This is a genomic window from Pseudomonas sp. LD120 (assembly GCF_009861525.1).
Taxonomy (GTDB): Bacteria; Pseudomonadota; Gammaproteobacteria; order Pseudomonadales; family Pseudomonadaceae; genus Aquipseudomonas.
This window is the reverse complement of sequence record NZ_WVHL01000001.1, coordinates 123,435-146,734: the sequence shown is the minus strand read 5'-3', so window position 1 is coordinate 146,734 and position 23,300 is coordinate 123,435. Positions and strand designations below refer to the sequence as shown.

At 62.0% G+C, this 23,300-nt stretch carries 22 protein-coding genes; 11 read left to right on the top strand and 11 right to left on the bottom strand.

Features of this window, described 5'->3' with window-relative positions; genetic code table 11:
- Window positions 1-117: 117 nt before the first annotated feature.
- Entirely contained in the window at window positions 118-444 is a 327-nt protein-coding gene (locus PLD_RS00720) for a DUF1820 family protein (RefSeq protein WP_007927079.1), read from the top strand.
- Between the two features lie 88 nt (window positions 445-532).
- Here PLD_RS00720 and PLD_RS00715 read toward each other — a convergent pair whose 3' ends face one another.
- From PLD_RS00715 to PLD_RS00700, 4 genes are all read right to left on the bottom strand, one after another.
- Window positions 533-1,087 carry a tetratricopeptide repeat protein gene (locus PLD_RS00715; protein ID WP_159888948.1) on the bottom strand — a complete coding sequence of 185 codons (555 nt, stop codon included), beginning with the start codon at window positions 1,085-1,087 and terminating at the stop codon, window positions 533-535.
- Window positions 1,088-1,307: 220 nt separating this feature from the next.
- Window positions 1,308-2,591 (bottom strand): glutamate-1-semialdehyde 2,1-aminomutase, encoded by a 1,284-nt coding sequence (gene hemL, locus PLD_RS00710; protein WP_159888946.1) that lies wholly within the window; start codon window positions 2,589-2,591, stop codon window positions 1,308-1,310.
- Window positions 2,592-2,624: 33 nt separating this feature from the next.
- Window positions 2,625-3,248, bottom strand: a complete 624-nt coding sequence (thiE, locus tag PLD_RS00705) for a thiamine phosphate synthase (RefSeq protein ID WP_159888944.1) — start codon at window positions 3,246-3,248, stop codon at window positions 2,625-2,627.
- A gap of 18 nt (window positions 3,249-3,266) precedes the next feature.
- Complete coding sequence (locus tag PLD_RS00700; protein ID WP_159888942.1) at window positions 3,267-4,064, bottom strand: hydroxymethylpyrimidine/phosphomethylpyrimidine kinase; 798 nt, start codon at window positions 4,062-4,064, stop codon at window positions 3,267-3,269.
- A gap of 292 nt (window positions 4,065-4,356) precedes the next feature.
- Between PLD_RS00700 and PLD_RS00695 the strand changes: the two genes are divergently transcribed.
- The 4 genes from PLD_RS00695 to PLD_RS00680 all read left to right on the top strand — a co-directional run bounded on the left by PLD_RS00695 (window position 4,357) and on the right by PLD_RS00680 (window position 10,697).
- The gene (locus PLD_RS00695) at window positions 4,357-6,714 is read left to right on the top strand and encodes a hybrid sensor histidine kinase/response regulator (protein WP_159888940.1); all 2,358 of its coding nucleotides are present in this window, start codon (window positions 4,357-4,359) and stop codon (window positions 6,712-6,714) included.
- A 74-nt stretch (window positions 6,715-6,788) separates the two neighbouring features.
- Entirely contained in the window at window positions 6,789-8,438 is a 1,650-nt protein-coding gene (locus PLD_RS00690) for an acyl-CoA dehydrogenase family protein (protein WP_159888938.1), read from the top strand.
- Between the two features lie 73 nt (window positions 8,439-8,511).
- The gene (gene amn / locus PLD_RS00685) at window positions 8,512-9,984 is read left to right on the top strand and encodes an AMP nucleosidase (RefSeq protein WP_178116098.1); all 1,473 of its coding nucleotides are present in this window, start codon (window positions 8,512-8,514) and stop codon (window positions 9,982-9,984) included.
- Between the two features lie 146 nt (window positions 9,985-10,130).
- Window positions 10,131-10,697, top strand: coding sequence for a pseudouridine synthase (locus PLD_RS00680; RefSeq protein WP_178116106.1), 567 nt, complete (start codon window positions 10,131-10,133; stop codon window positions 10,695-10,697).
- Here the strand turns inward: PLD_RS00680 and PLD_RS00675 are convergent.
- Together PLD_RS00675 and PLD_RS00670 are read right to left on the bottom strand one after the other, a co-directional pair.
- On the bottom strand, window positions 10,692-10,901 hold the full coding sequence (locus PLD_RS00675) for a DUF2788 domain-containing protein (RefSeq protein WP_159888932.1): 210 nt from the start codon (window positions 10,899-10,901) through the stop codon (window positions 10,692-10,694). The two genes, PLD_RS00680 and PLD_RS00675, sit on opposite strands and share 6 nt — an antisense overlap.
- A gap of 109 nt (window positions 10,902-11,010) precedes the next feature.
- Complete coding sequence (locus PLD_RS00670; protein ID WP_159888930.1) at window positions 11,011-11,490, bottom strand: Lrp/AsnC family transcriptional regulator; 480 nt, start codon at window positions 11,488-11,490, stop codon at window positions 11,011-11,013.
- Window positions 11,491-11,903: 413 nt separating this feature from the next.
- Between PLD_RS00670 and PLD_RS00665 the strand changes: the two genes are divergently transcribed.
- A complete protein-coding gene (locus PLD_RS00665; protein WP_159888928.1) occupies window positions 11,904-12,983 on the top strand; it encodes a DUF6515 family protein in 1,080 nt (359 codons plus the stop codon).
- Here PLD_RS00665 and PLD_RS00660 read toward each other — a convergent pair.
- A complete protein-coding gene (locus PLD_RS00660) occupies window positions 12,968-13,873 on the bottom strand; it encodes a cation diffusion facilitator family transporter (protein ID WP_159888926.1) in 906 nt (301 codons plus the stop codon). The two genes, PLD_RS00665 and PLD_RS00660, sit on opposite strands and share 16 nt — an antisense overlap.
- Before the next feature lie 27 nt (window positions 13,874-13,900).
- Complete coding sequence (locus PLD_RS00655) at window positions 13,901-14,320, bottom strand: polyribonucleotide nucleotidyltransferase (RefSeq protein ID WP_159888924.1); 420 nt, start codon at window positions 14,318-14,320, stop codon at window positions 13,901-13,903.
- 130 nt (window positions 14,321-14,450) lie between these two features.
- Between PLD_RS00655 and hrpB the strand changes: the two genes are divergently transcribed.
- The gene (hrpB, locus tag PLD_RS00650) at window positions 14,451-16,970 is read left to right on the top strand and encodes an ATP-dependent helicase HrpB (RefSeq protein WP_159888922.1); all 2,520 of its coding nucleotides are present in this window, start codon (window positions 14,451-14,453) and stop codon (window positions 16,968-16,970) included.
- Window positions 16,971-17,028: 58 nt separating this feature from the next.
- Here hrpB and PLD_RS00645 read toward each other — a convergent pair whose 3' ends face one another.
- Both PLD_RS00645 and PLD_RS00640 read right to left on the bottom strand, forming a co-directional pair.
- Window positions 17,029-18,105 (bottom strand): endonuclease/exonuclease/phosphatase family protein, encoded by a 1,077-nt coding sequence (locus tag PLD_RS00645; RefSeq protein ID WP_159888921.1) that lies wholly within the window; start codon window positions 18,103-18,105, stop codon window positions 17,029-17,031.
- 88 nt (window positions 18,106-18,193) lie between these two features.
- Window positions 18,194-18,856 carry a YciC family protein gene (locus tag PLD_RS00640; protein WP_159888919.1) on the bottom strand — a complete coding sequence of 221 codons (663 nt, stop codon included), beginning with the start codon at window positions 18,854-18,856 and terminating at the stop codon, window positions 18,194-18,196.
- Window positions 18,857-19,032: 176 nt separating this feature from the next.
- Here PLD_RS00640 and PLD_RS00635 point away from each other — a divergent pair, with 176 nt between their 5' ends.
- The 4 genes from PLD_RS00635 to yedA all read left to right on the top strand — a co-directional run bounded on the left by PLD_RS00635 (window position 19,033) and on the right by yedA (window position 22,126).
- The gene (locus PLD_RS00635; protein WP_159888917.1) at window positions 19,033-19,794 is read left to right on the top strand and encodes a DUF2076 domain-containing protein; all 762 of its coding nucleotides are present in this window, start codon (window positions 19,033-19,035) and stop codon (window positions 19,792-19,794) included.
- A gap of 139 nt (window positions 19,795-19,933) precedes the next feature.
- Complete coding sequence (locus tag PLD_RS00630; protein WP_159888915.1) at window positions 19,934-20,413, top strand: NYN domain-containing protein; 480 nt, start codon at window positions 19,934-19,936, stop codon at window positions 20,411-20,413.
- A gap of 27 nt (window positions 20,414-20,440) precedes the next feature.
- Window positions 20,441-21,052 (top strand): PolC-type DNA polymerase III, encoded by a 612-nt coding sequence (locus PLD_RS00625; RefSeq protein ID WP_159888913.1) that lies wholly within the window; start codon window positions 20,441-20,443, stop codon window positions 21,050-21,052.
- A gap of 165 nt (window positions 21,053-21,217) precedes the next feature.
- Window positions 21,218-22,126 carry a drug/metabolite exporter YedA gene (yedA, locus tag PLD_RS00620; protein WP_159888911.1) on the top strand — a complete coding sequence of 303 codons (909 nt, stop codon included), beginning with the start codon at window positions 21,218-21,220 and terminating at the stop codon, window positions 22,124-22,126.
- Here the strand turns inward: yedA and PLD_RS00615 are convergent, their stop codons facing one another.
- Complete coding sequence (locus PLD_RS00615; RefSeq protein WP_159888909.1) at window positions 22,127-23,188, bottom strand: alpha/beta fold hydrolase; 1,062 nt, start codon at window positions 23,186-23,188, stop codon at window positions 22,127-22,129. It abuts the gene before it with no gap.
- Window positions 23,189-23,300: the final 112 nt, after the last annotated feature.

Below are 23,300 nucleotides of genomic sequence, written 5' to 3'. Positions count from 1 at the left end.
GATTCAAAGAACCGCGCATTATAGGGGCCATGCCTACAGGATCCTAGCGTTGTGCATCGGGTAGCTATGCTATAGTTCGCGCCCTATTTTTGTCCCTCGATGTGTTACCTGCCCACCATGACCAAACGTGAAGCTCCAATCTATAAGGTGATTTTCCTCAACCAGGGGCAGGTGTTCGAAATGTACGCCAAGCAGATCTATCAAAGTGATCTGTGGGGCTTCCTGGAAGTGGAAGAGTTCGTCTTTGGCGAGCGCACGCAGGTGGTCGTCGACCCGAGCGAAGAGAAGCTCAAGGCTCAATTCGAAGGCGTGGTGCGCAGTTTTGTGCCGATGCATTCGATCGTGCGCATCGACGAAGTGGAGCGCCTCGGCACGCCAAAAATCAGCGAAGCCCGCGGCGTCAGCAACGTCATGCCGTTCCCAATGCCGATGCCCGAGAAATAGGCCCGGCTTGGGCTGGCGCCTTCTTGACAGGCGCTGATTTGTGTCTGACGGTGTTGCAAGGGCTGTCAGCGAATGGCGCCAAGGCCTGTCAGGGCAGGGGTGAAAAAGGCGAACGGCCGTCGGCGCTCTGCAGTTCCATCAAGTATTTGCGGAAAATCTGCCCCAACACCTGGGTGGCCACTTCCAGCTCGTCGCGCTGCATGTGTCCGGCAACTTCGTCGGCCGTGTCCAGCGCATCCTCGGCGCCGTTGACCGCAGCCATTTTCAGCACGATATAAGCCTGGACGTTGTTGGCAGGTACGCCTTCGCCGTGAAAGAACATCGTGCCGAGTTTGAACTGCGCCTGAGCATGACCTTGCAGCGAGGCCTTTTCGAAGTAACTCAGGGCTTGGTTGAAGTCGCGCTGCTCGGCTTGGCCTTCGTAGTAGAACTCACCCAGCTCGTATTGCGCCTCGGCATCCCCGTCATCGGCGGCCTTTTGGCAGGCGGCGAGCGCCTCGCCCTGATCGTGTGCCTGTGGGTCGAGGGTGCAGCGACCCTGCGCAGGGATCAACAACGAGTTGCCGCCTGCTTGTGCGTGCGCGAGCAGGGGCTGAAGGAGCAACAGGCAGCCCAATGTCAGGGCGCGGCCGGTGCGGTTCATGGGGATCGACTTACCTCTGAGGGGCGCGCGGACCCTGCGAGGGCCCAATAAGCGCGCATTATGAAATAAGCAGGGGCAACCTTACAAAGTCTTTGCTCGTTTTTCTGCTGCGTGGCTGCGATATCCGCAGATTTTGCCAGCGTTTTCCACTTCGATAGGAGAAAAGTCCGAGTAAAAGACGCGCCGGGCGTGGTTGATCACCACGCCCGGTGGCCTGGGCTCACTTCAACGCGGCAAATGCGCGCTCTGCTGCATCCAGGGTCAGTTGCAGCTCGGCCTCGCCATGGGCGATCGAGGTGAAACCGGCCTCGAAGGCACTGGGCGCCAGGTACACGCCGCCCTCCAGCATCAAGTGGAAGAAGCGCTTGAACAGGTTGGCATCGCTGGCCATCACGTCGTCGAAGGTGACGATGTCATCGGCGCCGCTGAAGTACAGGCCGAACATGCCGCCGGCTTGGGTGGTGACGAACGGAATACCCGCGGCATCCGCGCGTTGTTGCAAGCCTTCGAGCAGGCGGCTGGTGTAGTCGCTCAGTTCGGCATGGAAGCCGGGGCGACTGATCAGGCGCAGGGTGGTCAGGCCGGCGGCCATGGCCAGCGGATTGCCGGACAGTGTGCCAGCCTGGTAGACCGGGCCCAGGGGCGCGATGTGTTCCATGATCGTGCGTTTGCCGCCGAAGCAGCCCACCGGCATGCCGCCGCCGATGATCTTGCCGAAGGTCGACAGGTCCGGTGTCACGCCGTAATGAGCCTGGGCGCCGCCTAAAGCGACACGGAAGCCGGTCATCACTTCGTCGAAGATCAGCACTACGCCATGCTGGTCGCAGAGTCTGCGCAGACCTTCAAGAAAACCCGGTGCCGGCGGTACGCAGTTCATGTTGCCGGCCACCGGCTCGACGATGATGCAGGCCACTTCCTGGCCGACTTCCGCGAGCATTTTCTCCACGGCGGTGATGTCGTTGAAGGGCAGGGTCAGGGTGTGTTTGGCGAAGGCCGCAGGCACCCCGGCGGAGCTGGGAACGCCTTGGGTCAGGGCGCCAGAGCCGGCCTTGACCAGCAGGCTGTCGGAGTGACCGTGGTAGCAGCCCTCGAATTTGATGATGCTGTCGCGGCCGGTGAAACCTCGGGCCAGGCGAATCGCGCTCATGGTGGCTTCAGTGCCGGAGCTGACCATGCGCACCATTTCCATGGACGGCACGATGGCGCACACCAGATCGGCCATTTCGGTTTCCATGGCAGTCGGGGCGCCGTAGGACAGGCCATGCTCCAGCTGCTTGCGCACCGCATCCAGCACGTCTGGATGGCTGTGGCCGAGGATCATCGGGCCCCAGGAGCCGACATAGTCGACATAGCGCTTGTCGTCTTCGTCAGTGACATAGGCACCTTCGGCGTGCTTGAAGAACAGCGGGGTGCCGCCCACGCTTTTGAATGCGCGGACCGGCGAGTTGACGCCGCCTGGGATGTGTTTCTGGGCGTTGGCAAACAGAGTTTCGGAACGAGACATTATTCGGCTCTCAAAAAATCAGCGGTTGACTGTTTAAAGATGAAACATGGCGTTGAAGGCGCGAGCGCGGCGGGTCACTTCCTCGGCACTGTCGGCACCGAACAGGCCATGGACCACGGCCAGTAGATCAGCCCCGTGGCTGATCAGTGGCGCAGCGTTGTCCAGGGTGATACCGCCGATCACGCAAATCGGCAGGTTCAGGCGGGGCCGGGCGCGATCCAGCAGTTCAAGGCTGGCCGTAGGGGCGCCGGGCTTGGTGGTGGAATTGAAAAAACGGCCGAAGGCGACATAGCTTGCGCCTTCTTTTGCCGCTTGTTCGGCCAGGGGCAATTGGTCATGGCAGGTGGAACCAATGATTGCCTCACGACCTAGCAAGGCTCTGGCTGGGGTCAGGGGACCGTCAGTCTGGCCCAGATGCACGCCTGCGCCAATGCGTGCCGCCAGTTCGGCATCGTCATTGATGATCAAGCGGGTCTTGTAGCGCTCGCACAAGGTCAGCAGGGTTTCGGCTTCCCGCAGGCGGCGGGCCTGATCGTCGCTTTTGTCGCGGTACTGCAGCAGCGTGACGCCACCTTCCAGCGCCGCCTCCACGTATTTCAGAAACTTGCCAGCCAACAGTTGGCCGTCGGTGATGGCGTACAGACCACGTAGTTTCATTGAGCGGGCCTCATGACATTACGAGCAAAAGTCCAACGGCAAACGACGCGGGACGAACTGGCCTCGGCCCAGTTGTTCGGCATCGCGCAGGGTGCGCCAGGTGTAATCCAGGGCAGATTTCACCGCACTGTCCAGATGTTCGCCCTGCGCCAGACGACCGGCCAGGGCGCTGGCCAGGGTGCAGCCGGAGCCGTGATAGCTGCCCGGCAGGCGCTGGCAGGTGTAGGTTTCGCGCAGGCCGTCGCGGCTGTACAGGCGATTATGCACTTCGTGTTCATCGCCATGGCCGCCAGTGATCAGCAGGTGCTTGACGAACGGCAAGAGTTTTTCGGCGCATTGGTCGGCGCTGCCTTCGGGTAGTTCCGCAAGAATTTGGGCTTCGGGAAGGTTGGGAGTGGCAATGGTGGCCAGGGGCAGCAGGCGTTCGCGCATGGCGTAGCCCACGTCATCCTTGCCCAGACGGCCACCGCCGCCGGCGCGTAGCACCGGGTCGCAGACCAGGGGCAGGTGTGGGTGCGCCTGGAGCAGTTCGACCACGGTGTCGACCATCTCCAGGGAGCCGAGCATGCCCAGCTTGACTGCGGCGACTCTGGAGTCGTTGAGCACGGCATTGGCCTGGGCCAACACCCACTCGCGATCCAGGACGCGAAAGTCGCTGACATTGACCGTGTCTTGCACGGTCAGGGCGGTGACAGTCGGAGCTGCGTGACAACCCTGAGCCAGCAGGGCTTCGATATCTGCCTGCAAGCCGGCGCCACCACTGGGGTCGTGGCCGGAGAGACAGAGGACAACGGGGCGAGAGCTGTAGATATTCATGGGCGGCGAGCTTACCACCAAACGCTTTTTTACGCGGCGCTCGGCGTGGAATGGCGAGCTTTGCTTTTGAGTGGTCGACGGTCTTATTCGATGCAACCGCTCTAGCTCGCAGGATTGCGCTGAAAGGCCCGATCTAGAGCCTTTAGACTAAAATTTTCAATGGTGCTCAATGGCCATCAGCGGCTATGCTAGAGTGCACTCAAACCAATAACAGGCTATGCCGGTTTGACGTCTGCTCAACGGAAATGGGGGGACTTCCTGACACCGCCGGACAGGTCACGCTGGGGCTTTAATGCACTATTTGCTGATGTTGCTGTTGAGCTTGCCGCTGCTGGCTGGCGCCGCCGAGTTCGACGAGTTCACTCAACGCCTGCCCTTGGGCCGAGTGATGCAAGTCCTCGAAGACGTGAGTGGGCAGGCGACAATTGCCGATGTCAGTTCGGGGCCTTTGGCTCAGCACTTCAAGCGCCACGATAAAGATACCCTCAATGCCGGCTACTCTCGTTCGGCGTTCTGGCTGAAGATCGATCTTGAATACCGCCCCGGCAACCCTGCTGCGCAGCGCAACTGGCTGCTGGAGTTGGCCTATCCGCCGCTGGATCACCTGGATCTGTATGTCGCTGATGAAGCAGGTGGTTATCGGTTGGCAGAGCGCACTGGCGATGCCTTGCCGTTCGACAGTCGGCAGATCCGCCAGAACAACTACCTGTTCAATCTGAATTTCTCCCCTCACGAACACAAGACCATCTATCTGCGTCTGGCCAGCGAAGGTTCGATCCAGGCGCCGGTGAGCCTTTGGTCCAGCCAGGCGTACCTTGAAGCCCAGCCAGTGCGGCTTTATGTGTTGGGGCTGATCTACGGAGTGTTGCTGGGGATGCTGGTGTACAACCTGTTCATCTACCTCAGCGTGCGTGATACCAGCTACCTCTACTACATCTTCTATATTGCCTCCTTTGGCCTTTATCAGTTGTCGGTCAATGGTGCTGCGGTTGAGTACTTCTGGCCCAGCCACCCCTGGTGGGCCAATGCCGCGACGCCATTTTTCATTGGCTCGGCGGGCCTGTTCGGCAGCCAGTTCGCTCGTAGCTTCTTGCAGACGGCTCGCCACAGTCCCTGGGTTGACCGGATGTTGCTGGCACTGATGGCGTTCGGCGTCGTGGTCATGGTGTTATCACTGATGACCAGCTATGCCCTGGCACTGCGGCTGGCCACCGCGTTGGCGTTACTGTTCACCGTGGTGATCTACGTGGCGGGGATAGTGGCTTGGTGTCGTGGCTTGCGCGTGGCGCGCTATTTCATCATTGCCTGGTCGGCCTTTCTGTTTGGCGGGGTGATCAACACGCTGATGGTGCTGGGTTACCTGCCGAATGTATTCCTGACCATGTACGCCAGCCAGATCGGCTCGGCGATCGAGGTGGCGTTGCTGTCGCTGGCGCTGGCTGACCGGATCAACGCGATGCGCGAGCAGCAGGCCCAGACCCTGCAGGAGGCCGGGCAGAAGCTTGAAGTGCTGAACCAGCAACTGGCCCATAGCAACCGGCTCAAGGACGAGTTCCTGGCCACCTTGACCCATGAACTGCGAACCCCGATGAACGGCGTTATCGGCTCGCTGGAATTGATGCAGACCCTGGACCTGGACCCGGAACTGCAGCAGTACCAGCAAACGGCCGCCGGCTCGGCGCGGGACATGATGCGCATGGTCAACGGCATTCTTACGTTGACCGAGTTGCAGGCGGGCAAGCTCAGCGCGCAACGTCAGCCGTTCAGCCTGCGCTCGCTGTTGATCACGTTACAGAGCCAATTCGGCGCCAGTGCCGCAGCCAAGTCGCTGTCTTTCCAGGTCGATCTCGCTGCCGGATTGCCCGATCGCCTGCTGGGGGATCGCTGCAAACTCAGTCATTGCCTGGAGTGCCTGCTGGAAAACGCCATCAAGTTCACACACTCCGGCGCGGTGGTGTTGCGTGTCGTCACCCGCTCTGCGTCGGCCGAGCGCGTGAGCCTCAGCTTCGAAGTGATCGACAGCGGAGTCGGTTTCATCAATCTGGAGGAGTCGGCGGTGTATCAGCGTTTCTTCCAGCTCGATGGCTCCATGACCCGTGAATATGGCGGACTGGGTATCGGCCTGGCGATTTGCCGACAGTTGGTGGATTTGTTGGGTGGCCAATTGACCCATGAGTCCACGCTTGGCCAGGGCAGTTGCTTCCGCCTGCAGGTGGGGTTCGATCTTCAGGAGTCGCTTCAGCGTTCACCGGCAGCCCTTGATCGACGCTTGCCACAGGATTGCACCGTGCTGCTGGTCGATGACAACGACGTCAATCAGTTGGTGCTGCGGGGCATGCTGCTCAAGCTCGGCTATCGGGTACTTACTGCGCCAAGCCCCACCGATGCGCTGCAACTGCTGGGGCGTGAGTCCATCAGTGCGGTGCTGGTCGATGACGACATGTCCACCGCTCAATCAGAGGCTTTTCGCCTGCAGGCCCATGCATTACCGGGCTATGCGCGCTTGCCGATTTTTCAGGCGTGTGCACCCGGTGCCGAATGGGGCGTGGGGGCTGATGCACTGGGCAAGCCGGTTAAATTCGAGGCGTTGCAAGCGGTGCTGGCAAGGCGGGTGCTGCATGCGGAGCAGGGTGAAAGCGCCGACATTTAGGCGCGTATACCACTTTGTTCGAGGTGGGGTGGGTGATTAACTGGCGGCTTGGCATACCCTGAAGGAGCCCCGCGATGAACCTCCACCAGTTCGCTGAAACGCACGAAGTGACCAACCAGCCGCCCGCCCTGGACGGTACCAACCTTTATCGGATCGACCTGCCGTTGCAGCAGTGGATGCAGCGCTTCGATGCCGGCTGGGCCGAGTCCCGAGTCGATGCCTATGGCGCGTTGGCCGGTGGCCCGTTGATGGCGGCGGGATTTCTGGCCAATCAGAACAAGCCGGTATTTTCCAGTCATGACCGCTTTGGCCATCGGGTCGACCTGGTGGAGTTTCACCCGGCTTATCACCAGTTGATGCACGCTGCGATCGAAGGTGGCCTGACTTCGCTGCCCTGGACCGATCCGCAAGCAGGCGCTCACGTGGCCCGCGCCGCCATGACCTATCTGCACAGTCAGGCCGAGGCAGGCAGCGGCTGTCCATTGACCATGACGTTCGCCTGCGTTCCGGCGTTGAAGCGCCAGCCGGATATCGCGCAGTTGTGGCTGCCGAAGATCCTCTGCACTCAATACGATCCGCGCAATGTCGGCATGCAGCACAAGGCCGGGTTGACCATCGGTATGGCCATGACCGAGAAGCAGGGCGGCACAGATGTGCGCGCCAACACCACTCGGGCTTATCCGGTGGGCGCCACGGGACCGGGGCAGGCCTATGAGTTGGTGGGGCACAAATGGTTCTGCTCGGCACCGATGTGCGATGCCTTTCTGACCCTGGCCCAGACCGATAAAGGCCTGACCTGTTTCCTCCTGCCTCGCCACCGTCCCGATGACACGCGCAATCAGTTCTATATCCAGCGCTTGAAGAACAAGCTGGGCAACGTATCCAACGCTTCCAGTGAAGTGGAGTTTCGTGGCGCCCTGGCGTGGATGATCGGTGAAGAAGGGCGCGGTGTTCCCACCATCATCGAGATGGTGGCCATGACCCGCTTCGACTGCATGGTCGGCTCCAGCGCACTTATGCGCCAAGCCCTGACTCAGGCCAGCCATCATTGTGCCCATCGCTGCGTGGGCGCACGGCTGCTCAGCGAGCAGCCGCTGATGCAGAACGTATTGGCTGACCTGGCCCTGGAAAGCGAGGCGGCTCTGGCCCTGAGCATGCGCATGGGGCGTGCCCTGGACCATCAGGATGATGCCCAGGAAGCCAAGTTCAGTCGCCTGGTGACCGCAGTGGGCAAGTACTGGATCTGCAAACGCGCGCCGGCAATGATCAATGAGGCCGCTGAGTGCATGGGGGGCGCCGGTTATGTTGAAGACAGCATTTTGCCGCGGCTGTACCGCGAAGCGCCGGTGAATTCCACCTGGGAAGGTTCCGGCAATGTGCAGTGCCTGGACGTGCTGCGGGCCCTCTCGAAAGAGCCCGGTGTGCTGGATGCGCTGTTTGCCGAGCTTGGGGACGGGCATGGCGATCAGCGTCTGGCGGCGCATATCGCGACGCTTAAAGACAGCTTCAAGGACACTGCCGACATTCAGTACCGCGCCCGTCAGTTGACCGAGGACATTGCGCTGGGGTTGCAGGCCAAGCTGTTGCTGGAGGCCGGTAATGAGGTGGTCAGTGACGCCTTTATCGCCAGTCGCCTGGACGGCCAGGGCGGGCGAGTCTATGGCACCTTGCCCCGAGGACTGGATGTGGCGGCCATCGTCGCCCGCTCCACCCCGGGCATCTGAGTCGGCATGATTCCGCTGTTCCCGTCGGGCGGTGTTGCAGGCAAGATGAACCCCTGCAAGATCAGAACACAGGATGCTTATCGTGACCGAAGCTTTTATTGTCGTTCAAACCGCCGAGCAAGCCGTGGATCGGCTTGCTGCGTTGCATGAGCGGGCTACCACGGCGTTGAGCCAGGCGCTCAAGCGCTACCTCAAGGACCGGGTCGAACCGGATGCCGAGCAACGAGCGTTGTTTCGTTACCCCGAACTGCGTTTGACCTACCACTGCCACGGCGAAGTCCCACAAACCACCCGCGCTTATGCCAAGGTCCAGTTACCGGGCACCTACAGCGTCACCGTCACTCATCCCGCCGCTTTTCGTAATTATCTGCTCGAACAACTGGTGCCCCTGATGCACGACTTCACCGTCACGGTGGAGGTGGGCGTGAGCGAGCAGAACATTCCTTACCCCTACGTGGTGGAGCAGGGTGACGAACTGGCGGGCTCGGGAGTGACTGCCGCGGCTCTGGCCCGGGTTTTCCCCAGCACCGACCTGTCGGCTGCCACCGACGGCATCGCCGACGGGCTCTACGACTGGGAAAATACTCATCCGCTGCCTTTGGCGCTGTTCGATGCCGCGCGGGTGGATTTCTCTCTGCGTCGCCTGGTGCATTACACCGGCAGTGACTGGCGCCATGTACAGCCGTGGATCCTGCTGACCAACTATCACCGTTATGTTGACCAGTTCATCTTCCATGGTCTGGAGCAACTGCGCAGCGACCCGCGTTTTGTGCGCATGGTTTTGCCGGGCAACGTGATCATTGAAAAGAGCATGGATCATGGCGAAGCCTCGGCGATTGCCGCTGGCGTGGTCTGGCATCGTTACCAGATGCCGGCCTATCACCTGCAGGCCAGTGACGGTCATGGCGTGACGTTGGTGAACATCGGTGTCGGCCCGTCCAACGCCAAGAACATCACCGATCACCTGGCGGTACTGCGTCCTCATTGCTGGCTGATGATCGGTCACTGCGGTGGACTGCGCCAATCCCAGACCATTGGCGATTATGTGCTGGCCCACGCCTACATGCGCCGCGACGGCATTCTCGACCGTGTGGTGCCGCCGAACATTCCGATCCCGGCCCTGGCCGAGGTCCAGTTGGCGCTGCAACAGGCCGCGGCCAATGTCACTGGAGAAAAGGGCGAACAATTGAAGAAACGCCTGCGCACCGGCACCGTCCTGACGTATGACGATCGCAACTGGGAGCTGCGTTGGGCCGAGGAGCGGCCGCTCATCAACCTGTCCCGGGCTGTAGCGGTGGATATGGAAAGCGGCACCATTGCCGCACAGGGTTATCGCTTGCGCGTGCCTTACGGCACCTTGCTGTGTGTTTCGGACAAACCCCTGCACAGTGAAATCAAGTTGCCAGGGGCGGCCAATGCCTTCTATGAGCGTGCAGTCAGCCAGCATTTGAAGATCGGTATCGAAGCCGTGGACCTGATGCGCAGCGAACTCAACTCGCTGCACTCGCGCAAACTGCGCAGTTTCGACGAGCCGCCTTTCCGCTAAGCGTTTAATCCATGGTCATTTGGCGATCAGGCCACTAGCATTGTCGGTCCTGATCGCTGAATGTTCCTGACCTTATGTCCCGTCCGCCTCGTCCCGCTTCTCGTCGCCCCGGCGCGAAGCCGTTTTCCACTGCTCCCGCCAAGCGTGTGGCCAAGGCGCCACCGGCCGAGCCCAAGTTGATCTTGTTCAACAAACCATTCGACGTGCTGACTCAGTTCAGCGATGGCGAAGGGCGGGCGACGCTCAAGGACTTCATCGCGATCCCCGGGGTTTACCCGGCCGGGCGTCTTGACCGTGACAGCGAAGGGCTGCTGTTGTTGACCAATGATGGGCAACTGCAAGCGCGTATCGCCGATCCCAAGCACAAGCTGGCCAAGACCTACTGGGTGCAAGTCGAAGGTGAACCCAGCGCGGAGCAGTTGCAGCGTCTGCGCGATGGTGTGCAACTCAACGATGGCATGACCTTGCCGGCCCAGGCGCGCGAGCTCGATGAGCCGCCGTTGTGGCCGCGCAATCCACCGGTGCGGTTTCGCAAAAACGTGCCCACCCGTTGGCTGGAATTGGTCATTCGCGAAGGGCGCAACCGGCAAGTGCGGCGCATGACCGCCGCGGTGGGCTTGCCGACCTTGCGTCTGGTGCGGGTGAGAATTGGCGACTGGACCCTGGAAGGCCTGGATCAGGGGCAGTGGAAGGAAGTGCCAGCGCGTCTATAAGACGCCGGACTCGATCAAGCCGATGACCACGCTTTTGATGATGAACGCGGCCACGCCCAGGCCCAGCACGAAAAACAGGATGAACGAGCCGAAACGTCCGGCCTTGGACTTTTTGGCCAGGTCCCAAACGATGAAACCCATGAATATGATCAGGATGCTGACCAGGCCGGTCATCATCCACTCTTCTAATACGGCTGGGTCCATCGTTCATCTCCGGTGCAGGCAGGGCAAAAAATGCCGGGCGAGTATACGCCAAGGGATCAGGGGCGGGCATTGATCTGCATGCGTTACGTCGCCACAGCAGGCCTGTGGATCAACTGCGCAGGTGGGTCAGGGGCAGCTCAGTGCTGTTGAGCACCTGATTGAGCACGAAGCTTGAGCGCACGCTGGTCACGCCATCGATGCGGGTCAGGTGACCGAGCAGCAGCTTCTGGTAGTGGTCCATGTCCGGCACCACCACCTTGAGTTGGTAGTCGGCGTCGACCCCCGTCACCAGGCTGCACTCCAGCACTTGTGGCAGGCTGCGGATCGCGGCTTCGAAATTCTCAAAACGCTCCGGTGTGTGTCGATCCATGCCGATCAGCACGTAGGCGGTCAGGCTCAGGCCGAGCAGCTTGCGGTCCAGCAAGGCGACCTGGCGGGAAATGTAGCCGTCGTCTTCCAATTGCTTGACCCGGCGCGAGCAGGGTGAGGGGGACAGGCCGATGCGCTCGGCCAGTTCCTGGTTGGAGATGCGGGCGTCGCGTTGCAATTCCGCCAAAATACTCAGGTCATAGCGGTCGAGTTTGCTCATTGGTCAGGCCTTTGTCGTAACTATTGCGCAGGATTATCCGGCTTTAGTTAAAAATTGCGCAAGAGGTGTTTTTTCAAGCAATCTTCGCAATCCGCTGCCGGCGCCCCCGGCCTATTCTTATCACCAGAATCACTGCCCGGACATAGAGTCCACTGCGGCCCGCCGAATCAGGCCTGCCGCGGCCACCAATCCCACAGGGTTGAGTTGGCCCCCGGGCTACACACTGTCCAGAAGACGGCGTGAGGTGAGCCGGCGTCAAAAGCGTCGAGCACGGACAAAATCTCAAAGGGTGGCCGACGGGCCGCCTTTTTTTATTGCCTGCGAAATTAGTCTTGTGACTGATAATCTGCTGCAGAACCGCCCCGGGCTTTTTCAGTCTTAAGTACAGGCCCCCATCTGCAGTGAGGAATAGCATGAAGTCGCGCATCTGGCGTTTGGCAGGTGTTGGTGTGTTGTGCGTCAGCGTCACCGCGCAGGTGCTCGCCGATGAGCAGGGCGAGAGACGCCCACCCCAGCAGGGAGCGCCTTCGGGCGGGCAGCGTGAGCATGCCCCCGAAGGGCGTGGCGAGAGCAATCAGGGCCGCCCGGCGACCCCGCCCGAACGTGTACAGCCTGCCCCGCAGCAGCGTCCGCAGACTGAAATCATCCGTGGCGACAACAGCCGCCAGTTCGAGCACAACGGCCAGAATCCCGGCGGACAGTGGCAGAACCGTCCGCAGCACGATCCCAATCAGCAGCGTCGGCCGACTCCGCGACCGCCGCAGGCGGCGCCCGAGCTGCCGATCCAGGGGCGCCCTGATACTGTTCGCCAGACCCAGGAGCCCCAGCGCGGCTACTATCAGGACATTCCTCGGCGCAACGATTACAACCGGCATTGGCAAGCCGGTGGACCGGGCTCGCGTCCCGATAATGGTCGTCCCAATGATCATCGCTGGCCGGGTCGCCCGGATGGGCATGGCAATGGCTGGGGTTCAGCGCCGCACTATCGTCCCGGCTATGTGATCGACCGATTCCCCGAGCGCCATTACCGGGTTCCGTATCGGGGCCAGGATTACTTCTTTTCGGGCGGCTACTGGTATCGCCCGCAAGGCGCCCGCTATGTAGTGGTGCGGCCGCCATATGGGATACGGGTGGCTTATCTACCCGACTACGCGCGTGAAGTGTGGATCGGCAGCGCGCTGTTTTTTCTCGCCGCGGGCGCCTACTACGCCTACGAAGCGAGCACCCAGCAGTACGTGGTCGTCGAGCCACCGGTGGGGGGGCTGCCGCAGCAGCAGGGTGGCGCGGGTTATGACGTGTTGGCGTATCCGGTCAATGGCCAATCGCCACAGCAGATTGATCAGGATCGCTACGACTGTTATCGCTGGGCGGTGCAGCAAAGTGGCTTCGACCCGGCGAGCGCAACTTACGCGCCGGCCCCCGAAGTGGTCCAGGCTTACCGCCAGACTCAGGGCAGTTGCCTGAGCTCGCGGGGTTATCAGGTGACTGACTGAGCCCTGGCGGCCTTGACCACTTCTTGCGGGTCGGCGTGCACCAGCACTTCGGCCCGTGGATAGGCCTGGTGGATGGCATCGGCGGCTTGGTCGCTGATTTCGTGGGCCACCGATAGGGTCAAATCACCGGGTAGTTCCAGGTGCAACTGGACGAACCAGTGACTACCGGAAATGCGCGTGCGCAGATCATGCGCGCCCAGTACGCCCGGCACATTGCAGGCCAGCTCCAGCATGTGCTGGCTGACATCAGCAGGCAGTTCCTCATCCATCAGCACCGAGAAGCTTTCCCGGGCGATCTGGATTGCGCTCCAGAGGATGTAGGCAGCAATCCCCAGGCCGAACCAGGCATCCACTTGGTGCCAGCCAAAGGCGGCCAGCACCAGAGCCAGCAGAATACTGCCGTTGAGCAACAGGTCGGAGCGGTAGTGCAGCGAATCGGCGCGCACTGCATTTGAGCCGGTAACGCGGATTACCCGATGCTGCAGCACCAGCAGCGCCACAGTCAGGGCCAACGACAGTACGATCACGCCGATGCTCAGCCAGGGCGCACCCACCGGTTCCGGGTTGTGCAAGCGCTCGCTCGCCTGGAAGGCAATCAGAGTCGCACTGCCGGCGATGAACAGCGCCTGAGCCATGCCTGCCAGGGATTCTGCCTTGCCATGACCGTAGCGGTGGTCTTCATCGGCCGGGCGCAAGGCGTAATGCACTGCCAGCAGGTTGAGCAAGGATGTGAAACCGTCGAGCACCGAGTCGGTGAGCCCCGCCAGCATGCTCACCGAGCCGCTGAACCACCAGGCAATGGCCTTGGTCACAATCAGGATGCTTGCCACCGTGACCGAGGCGCGGGTGGCCAGGCGCAGCAGGCGAGCGTGTTCCGGGTGGGCGATCATCGACGGTGGTTTCCTTGAACGGGTTTATCAGGCCGCAGGTTGCAGGCCGTACAGCGCCAGTTGTTGCACGCTGCCCTTGTGCTGGATCAGGCGCGGGTCGTCCAGGGGGAAGCGGCCCCCCAGTTCGCTTTCCAGAATGGCCTGCAGTTTGCGGTTGTCGACTTTACCGTCAGCGCCTATGGCCTGCTGGAGTTTTTCTGGCGCGATTTGCGCGGTCTTGCCCGGTTCCAGGTAAATCGCTCCGGTGGCAAAGTCGACGCCAAAGGCGATCAGGCCGGGAATCACATAGAACAGCAGGCCCACGGCATTCAACGCTACGACCACAGGATCGATCTTGCCGTCGATCTGGCCGCGCCGATCGGGGAAGAAGATCGAACCGCAGGCGGTGAGTTGGCTCAGCAGTGTGGTCACCAGAATGCCGCCAATGACACGGTGGGGAATACGCATGGATATCTCCTAGCAAGCACGAAAGCAAAGGGGAGCGGGGCGGGGTGTTGAGGCTTGTCGATCAGCACTCAGACCATGATTAACCCCAGGCAGTTCGCCGTTATACTCGCGCCTCTGTTTTGGAGCCAGCATGAATTCTTTGCCAATTGATGAAGTTTTACCTGCACTGCGTGAAGCCCTGGCGGCCCGCCATGAAGCAGTGCTCGAAGCACCACCCGGTGCCGGTAAGACCACCCGTGTGCCCTTGGCGCTTTTGGATCAGGACTGGCTGGCCGGACAAACCATACTCATGCTCGAACCCCGGCGTTTGGCCGCTCGGGCCGCCGCAGAGCGCCTGGCCAGCGAACTGGGGGAAACAGTCGGTGAAACCGTGGGCTACCGCATCCGCCTGGACAGCAAGGTCGGCCCGCGTACCCGCATCGAAGTGGTGACCGAAGGCATCCTTACCCGACGCCTGCAGGATGACCCGGCCCTGGAAGGCGTCGGCTTGCTGATCTTCGATGAGTTCCACGAACGCAGCCTGGACGCTGATCTGGCCCTGGCCCTGAGCCTCAATGGCCGCGAGTTGTTCCGTGACGAACAGCCGTTGAAGATCCTCCTGATGTCAGCGACCCTGGAGGGCGAGCGTTTGTCTGCGCTGTTGGGCGAGGCGCCGATCGTGCGCAGCGAGGGTCGCATGTTCCCGGTGACTCAGCGCTGGGGACGGCCGTTTCAGCCCGGTGAGTTCATCGAGCCCAGGGTGGTCAATACCGTGTTGGAGGCCATCAACGATGAAAGCGGCAGCCTGTTGGTGTTCCTGCCCGGGCAGGCGGAGATTCGTCGGGTTCATCAGCAGTTGGCCGAATCCCTGGGCGAGCACAGCGAGATCCTGCTCTGTCCGTTGCACGGTGAGCTGGATCTGACGGCCCAGCGCGCCGCCATCGATCCGGCCCCCGCGGGCACGCGCAAAGTGGTACTGGCCACCAACATTGCCGAAACCAGCCTGACCATCGATGGCGTGCGAGTGGTGGTGGACGCGGGTCTGGCCCGTGTACCGCGCTTCGATCCCGGCAGCGGCATGACCCGGCTGGACACCCAGCGCATCTCCCGGGCCAGCGCCACCCAGCGTGCTGGCCGGGCCGGGCGTCTGGAACCCGGCGTTTGTTATCGCTTGTGGTCGGCCGATCAACAGGAACAACTGGCGGCCTATGCCAGCGCGGAGATCCTCCAAGCTGATCTGGCTGGCCTGGCCCTGCAACTGGCGCGCTGGGGCGTGACCCCGAACCAACTGGTCTGGCTGGACCCGCCGCCCAGCGCCGCTTATGCCCAGGCCCAGGATCTGCTGATGCGCCTTGGCGCGCTCAACGACGACGGCACGTTGACCCGTCACGGGCAGGCCATGGCCGAGCTGCCGGCCCATCCGCGGATTGCTCACCTGTTGCTGCGCGGCCAGTCCCTGGGGCTGGCGCAAATGGCCTGTGATGTTGCGGCCTTGCTCGGCGAGCGGGACATCCTGCGCGGCGCTGGCGCCGATCTGCACAGCCGCCTGGTACTGCTCTCGGGAGCTGAGCGCGCGGCCCGTGGCGCCCAGGGTGGCGTGCAACGAGCGCGACACCTGGCGCGCCAATACCGTGGCTATTTGCGCGGGCAGCCCGAGGCCGCCGTGGCCGATCCGGAACATCCTCGCTGGCTTGGGGCCTTGCTGGCCCTGGCTTATCCCGACCGCGTCGCCCAGCAGCGGCGCCCTGGCGGCGCTGAGTATCGTTTGGCCAACGGTCGTGCGGCACTGTTCAGCGAGACCGATAATTTGATGAAGCAGCCCTGGCTAGTGATTGCTGATCTCGGCAGTCGGCAGGGGCAGCGTGAGGAACGCATCTATCTGGCGGTGGATTTTGATCCGGGGTTGTTCGATACGGTACTGGCCGAACAGGTGCGTAGCGTCGACCAGTTGGATTGGGATGAGCGTGAAGGCGTGTTGCGCGCCGAGCGCCAGCGCAAGGTTGGTGAACTGGTGCTCAGCCGCGAGCCGCTCAGCGGCCTGGACGAATCCGCCCGCAGCCAGGCTCTGGTCAATCTGGTGCGGCGCAAGGGCCTGGAGCTGTTGCCCTGGACCCCGGAGCTGCGCCAGTGGCAGGCCCGGGTGATGTTGTTGCGGCAGCTCGATCTGGCGGACAAGGGCGAGAGCCAATGGCCGGATGTCAGCGATGCCGCCTTGCTCGAAAACCTGGAGCAGTGGTTGCAGCCGTACCTGGGCAAGGTCTCGCGCCTCAGCCACTTTGCCAACCTGGAGCTGGCCAGCATGGTCCACAACCTGCTGCCCTGGCCGTTGCCCCAGCGCCTGGATGAACTGGCCCCGCATCACCTGAGCGTGCCTTCGGGGTCTTCGATCCGCCTGGACTACAGCGAGCAACCGCCGATTCTGGCGGTGCGCCTGCAAGAGCTGTTCGGCCTGTCGGACACCCCGCGCATCGCCGGCGGTCGGCAGGTGGTCAAACTGCACCTGTTGTCCCCGGCGCGGCGTCCGGTGCAAGTCACCCAGGACCTGGCCAACTTCTGGCGCAGCACCTATGCCGAGGTGAAGAAAGACCTCAAGGGCCGTTATCCCAAGCATTACTGGCCGGATGACCCACTGATCGCGCAAGCCACGGCGCGGGTCAAACCGCGCAAATAATCGCGAATCCCGGTACTGCGCGGCAGCGGTTACTGGTTATGCGCCACTGGCGTGCGGTTTACAGCGCCGGCAACAGGAACCGCGCGAGCACCGGCAGATGGTCGGAGATGCGCAGGGTGTCATCCTGGCGCACCCGGGATTCGACGCGCTTCAAGCGCGGACTGTAGAACAGGTAGTCGACGGTGCGATCCGGGCCATTGAGGTTCGGGTCGTTGGGGTAGTGGGTCAGCCAGTGGGCGCGGTTGACCCCGCTGGCCTGGGTGTTGCTGGGGATCATCGGGTACTTCTCCCACAGCAAGTGCAGCGGGCTATCGGCGCCGTAGGGCGTGCGCTGCAGCTCGTCCAGGCGTTGGTACTGGCCCAGGGGCAGCAGGTTGAAATCGCCACCGATCAGCCAGGGCGTGCCTCGGCCCTCCAGTTTGTCCAACACTTTGCTAATGGCGGCCAACTGCTTGGGCTGGGTCTCATCGGGTTGGCGTGCGAGCTCTAAGTGTGTGTTCAGCACCACCAGTTGGCCGCCGTCGCTCAGCGGTAGGTAACTGAGCAGCAGGGCGTTCTGGGGTTGGAACCGACGGCTGATGAAGTTACCGGGGGCTACGGGCAGTTGCAGGCGTTCGGCGTGTTCGATGCGGTAGCGGCTGAGGGTCGCCAGTTGTCGGCCGACGCTGCCAAAAATGTGCGGGGAGGGAATGAAATCGGCTTTCCAGTCGTAAGCCTGGGTGCTGCAGCTATAGAGATCGGCGACCCGCTCTTGCAGCAGTTTGAGTTGATCCTGATAGGCACTGGCCTTGGCGCCGTTGTCCACTTCTTGCAGCAGCACCAGGTCCGGTTGCTCGTCGCGGATGACTCGGGCCACTTCGTCGAGGCTGAAGGCCATGTCTTCGAGCGTCGGGCGTTCATCCTCGCCCCGGGCTTGGTCGTTCCAGAACACGTAGCGTTTGCCCGCCAGGTACTGCAGGTTCCAGGTCATCACTTTCAGGGCCTGTCCGGGCACCAGCGGCAAGGCCTGGGCGTTGCAATTGACGGCCTGGGTCTGCTTGGCCGGCGCACGCCAGGTCAGGCTGTAGATCAGGCCGATCAGCAGGGCGCCGATCAGCAACAGGCTCAACAGGGTGACGCGAAGTAGACGGATCATCGGCTCGGCTTATGGCGTTGCAGGAGTGCGTCGGAGCATAACCGAGCGTGCGGCCGTTACCCAAGGGGCAGAGCGGCCGCGGGACGCATCAGCGCCGGTCCGGTTGTTCGCTGATAAGCATGAACAGGCGGAACAGCACCACACTGGTGAACAGTTGCAGGAAGTTGTAGGCGCTGTCGATGGTCAGGGACAGGATCGGGTTCAGTGGCTCGGGATAGGCCGTTTCGCTGGCGCCCTTGAGCAACCACAGCGGGGCCATCACCGCCAGGATGCACAGCAAAATCCGCAGGAAATGCCCACGGCTCAGACGCAGGCTTTCGCTGATGGCCGCCAGCGGCGTCATGCCCTTGAGCACCAGCAAGTACTCAGCGAAGGCCAGCACCACCATCAGCCACAGCCCGGGGATGAAATACAGCGACAGCCCCAGCAGGATCAGCAGCGTGCTGACGGCCGTCAGCAGGGCAAAACGCGGCCACAGGCTCAGGGACATGGCCAGCAGGTCGCGGGTGCGGGGCGACTCACCCCGGGTACGGGCATCGAGAAACAGAATCAGCGCGCCGGTGTACAGCGGATACAGCAACAGGCCTACCACCACGCCATAGCCAGGGAAGGCGTCCGCGCCCAAGGCGCTGCTCACACCCTGCTGCAGTAGCGCCTCAAGAACCACAAGGGGCAGGCACAACTGGGCGATCTGACCGAGATTACGGCGGAAGAAATAGAAGGCGTCGCGCAGAACATCTAACGGATTCATCGAAGGGGTCGCAGTGACGAAGCGGTTGCACACTTTAACCGATGCGGGCCCCTTCGGAGCAAACGTAAACCTTGGGTAAAGAGCATTGAAAGTTATGACCCCTGCCCCATTACTGGTGCGTACCGCAGCCCTGTGGCCGCGGAGCGGATTTTTACCGGCAATCTAAAGAGGTCGCCATGAACAGCGAAGAACAAACCCTGATCGATGGACTGTTTTCACGGTTGCAGCAAGCCGAAACGGATTCAGCCCCGCGTGATGCCCAGGCCGAAGCGCGGATCAAGGAACATCTGAACCGCCAGCCTGCGGCCGGGTATTTCATGACCCAGGCGATCCTGGTGCAGGAGGCTGCCCTCAAGAGCCTCGATGAGCAGAACAAACAATTGAGCCAGCACGTGCAGCAGTTGCAGGCCGAACTGCAGCAGGCTCGATCCCAGGCCGCCGCTCCGGCTCCGGCGGCCAGTGGTGGTTTTCTGTCGAGCATCTTCGGCGGTTCCCGCGAGTCGCAAGCGGCTCCCGCGCAGGCCCCGAGCGTGGCGCCATCCTCCGGCGGTGGCTGGCGTGAACCGTCCCGTTCTTCTTTCGGAGCGGCTCCCCAGCAGAACTTCGGCGCCCCGCAGCAGAACTATGCGCCGCAATCGGCACCGGCCGCCGGCAGCTTCCTCGCTGGCGCTTTGAAAACCGCCGCCGGCGTGGCCGGCGGGGTGATGCTGGCCCAGGGCATCAGCAGCCTGTTCCACAGCAACCAGCAACCGCAGGAAATCGTTGAAGTCATTCAGGAAGAACCAGCGCCGGTCAGCGATAACAGCGGTTGGGGCAATGACGATCAACGCCTGGCCAACAACGACGCCTGGGGCAACAACGACCAGGGCGGCTTGAGCAACGCCGACTACGACAACGACGACAGCTCGTTCTTTTCCGACGACGATTCCTTCGTCTGACGCTCCGTCGGTCCCGGGCAGACGTCTGCCCCGGACCGATAATTCGCGGAACATTCCTTGTGGCTGGCATACTGGGCGACTTTTTTCGGGTCTTGAGCCCCGTTCCAGCCCCCGCGCTGCTGCGCCATGAGGATTAGCGGTGAAAAAAATCGCGGTGTTCGCCGATGTCCAGAACCTCTATTACACCGTCCGCCAAGCCTACGGTTGTCACTTCAATTACGCGGCGCTGTGGGCAGACATCAGTAAAGAGGGGCAGATTGTCGAAGCCTATGCCTATGCCATCGATCGCGGTGACAGCAAGCAGCAGCAGTTTCAGCAGATCCTGCGCAACCTGGGCTTCACGGTAAAACTCAAACCCTACATCCAGCGCAGCGATGGCTCGGCCAAGGGCGACTGGGACGTGGGCATCACCATCGACATCATGGACGCTGCCGCCCAGGTCGACGAAGTGGTGCTGGCCTCCGGCGACGGCGACTTCGACCTGTTGCTTGAGCGTATCATCCACAAGCACGGGGTCAGTGCGGTGGCTTATGGTGTGCCGGGGTTGACCGCCAACTCGCTGATTCGCGCAGCCACGCGTTATGTGCCGATTGAAGGCGCCTTGCTGTTGAAAAACTGATCATTTTTTATACGGAGCTGCACAGGTTTGGAACGTATTGCGGTCATCGACTTTGAAACCACTGGGATCTCCCCAAGCAGCAGCTGCCGGGCCACGGAAATCGCCGTGGTGATCCTTGAGCAGGGGCGCATCGTCGAGCGTTACCAGAGCCTGATGAACGGCGGGGTGCGGGTGCCGGGCTTTATCGAACAACTGACCGGCATCAGCAACGCCATGCTGCGCAGTGCCCCGCCAGCGGAGCAGGTGATGAACGAGGTCAACGAGTTCGTCGGCACCACGCCGTTGCTGGCCCACAACGCGGCGTTCGACCAGAAATTCTGGGATTTCGAGCTGGGGCGGATCAAGCGTACCCGCCTGCAGAATTTTGCCTGTTCGCTGCTGTTGGCCCGGCGCCTGATGCCGGCGGCGCCCAATCACAAACTGGGTACCCTGACTCAGTACGCCGGCCTGCCCCACACTGGTCAGGCGCACCGGGCCATGGCCGACGCGGAAATGGCCGCCAACCTGGTGGCACACCTGGCCGGCGAGTTACGGCAGAAGCATGGCTTGCGCGAGCTGTCCCACGACTTTTTGTGCAAATTGCAGAAAGTCCCCGCCGCGAAAATTTCCGAGCACCTCAAGCGTCAGCGCGGTTTCTGACTGGGCGGGTGTTTAGCGTGACGCCTTTAGGGAGGGCGTGCACCGCTCTTGAATGTCGGGTGGTGGAAAGTGTACTGGCGTTAAAGACAGCTTTTGTAACTTAAGTTATCCGCAGCGGATTTCTAGAATGGCGCTTCCTCCCTGCCTGTTTTCGAGCTGCTCCCCATGCCTGGCCAAAGCCGTTTTCCCTTGCCGTTGATCGCTGCTTTTTTTGCCCTGTACGTAATCTGGGGCTCGACCTATCTAGTGATTCGCATTGGGGTTCAATACTGGCCGCCGCTGATGCTCGGCGGCGTGCGTTTCATCATCGCCGGCTGCCTGATGTACGGCTTTCTGCGCTGGCGTGGCGTACCGGCGCCGACCTGGGCGCAATGGAAGGCCGCCGGGATCATTGGCGTCTTGCTGCTCAGTTGCGGCAATGGAGCGGTGACGTTGGCCGAACACTCTGGGGTGACCTCCGGCGTGGCGGCGCTGGCGGTGGCCACGGTGCCCCTGTTCACCTTGCTTTGCGGCTATTTCTGGGGCGCTCGCAATACGCGCCTGGAGTGGGCCGGGATCATCCTCGGAATGATTGGCATTGGCATGCTCAATCTGGGGTCCAACCTGCAGTCCAGCCCGCTGGGGGCTGCGCTGTTGCTGTTCGCCGCGGCGGCTTGGGCCTTTGGCTCGGTGTGGAGCAGACATTTGCCGCTGCCCCAAGGCGCCATGGCCAGCGCTGCGGAAATGCTCGTCGGTGGTGTGGTGCTGATGATTGGCAGCGTCTTGAGCGGCGAACACCTGGAGGCCTTGCCGCCCCTGGAAGGCTGGCTGGCCCTGGCCTACTTGGCCGGCTTTGGCTCGATCATCGCTTTCAACGCCTATATGTACCTGCTCAAGCACGTGCGGCCGGCAGCGGCCACCAGCTATGCCTACGTCAATCCAGCGGTGGCGGTGCTGCTGGGGATTGTCTTTGTTGGCGAAACCATCGGTATCGAAGAAGCCCTGGCGATGCTGGTGATCATCAGCGCGGTGGTGCTGATCGGCCTGCCCCAGTGGCGCAAGCCGAAAGTCGCCCCTCAGCAAGAGGTGGCTTGATCAGTCGGCCGCTGGTTGGCCGGTAAGCCACTGATCCAGAAAGTCGCCGATCAGCTTTGCCACCTGCCGGTGGATGGCCTGACGATCACCAGCCTCGCCATCGCGGCAGATAATTTCATCCCCGGGTGCCTCTTTCTTGAGCAGGGCCACGGCGCCTGGCTTGCAGACTTGCATGAAGCTGAAGTGGCTGGCATCGGCCAGGACCTGAAAGCGCGAAGGCGGGGACGCCAGATGGGCGTTCAGATAGCCCGACTCCTCTTCCAGGGGCATGTCCGCGATGTTCTCCCCGGCTCCCAGGACCAGGATCGGTGTCTTCAGCGTCGACAAACTCTCGGGGGTGAACCCTTGGGCGAACCCCAGGTCCAGCGAGATGACCGCCTTGACCCGCGGGTCCCGCAGGTCTGCGCCGAGAGGGCCTTGGTGCTCCGGGGTGATCCCCAGCTCTGGCGCCAGTGCGCACAGGCGCGGGTTGGGATGCAGCCGACATTCCTCAAGGTAGCGTTGTGCGCTGTAGCGGGCACCGGCCAGCGCGGTAACCGTCCAACCGCCCAGGGAATGGCCAATGGCGGCAATGCGTTGCGAGTCGACGGTGCCGGCCAATGTGTGGTCGCTGGTGAGCCTGTCGATGACCCGGCTCAAGTCGTGCGGGCGCTCCCAGAGCTTGGCGGCTTCTACGGGGCGTTGGTCGAATGTGGTGGTGCCCGGATGGTCGGGAGCCGCGACTATGTAGCCTTGCTCCACCAGGCTCGATACCAGCCAGTTGAGATTGCGCCAGTTGCCGCGATAGCCATGGGACAGCAGCACCAGCGGATGGGCGGAGCCGGTTGGGGAGGCATCCTTGATGGTCGCGATACCCTGGAAAACCGGGTTTTCAGCAGATGTCTGGAGGGGGGCGGTGGCGGTAGTGGGGTACCAGAGCGCGACATGTAGAGGGCGTTGCTGACTGGTGTCCGTCAACGTTACTTCACGAAAGCCGATGAACTCGGCGGCCTGGGCCGGGGGCAGGAACAGGGCGAGTGGAAGGCCCGCTAGCATCCATGCGGACAGGACAAATTTGCGCATTGAGGTCTCCATTGGCAATGCATCGGTATTCTGCCAGTGGGGGCGCGCAATGGGGGATCGAACGGCGATCAATGGCAGCAGGTTGGCAACGGCGGATGGCCGTCGCCGCCAA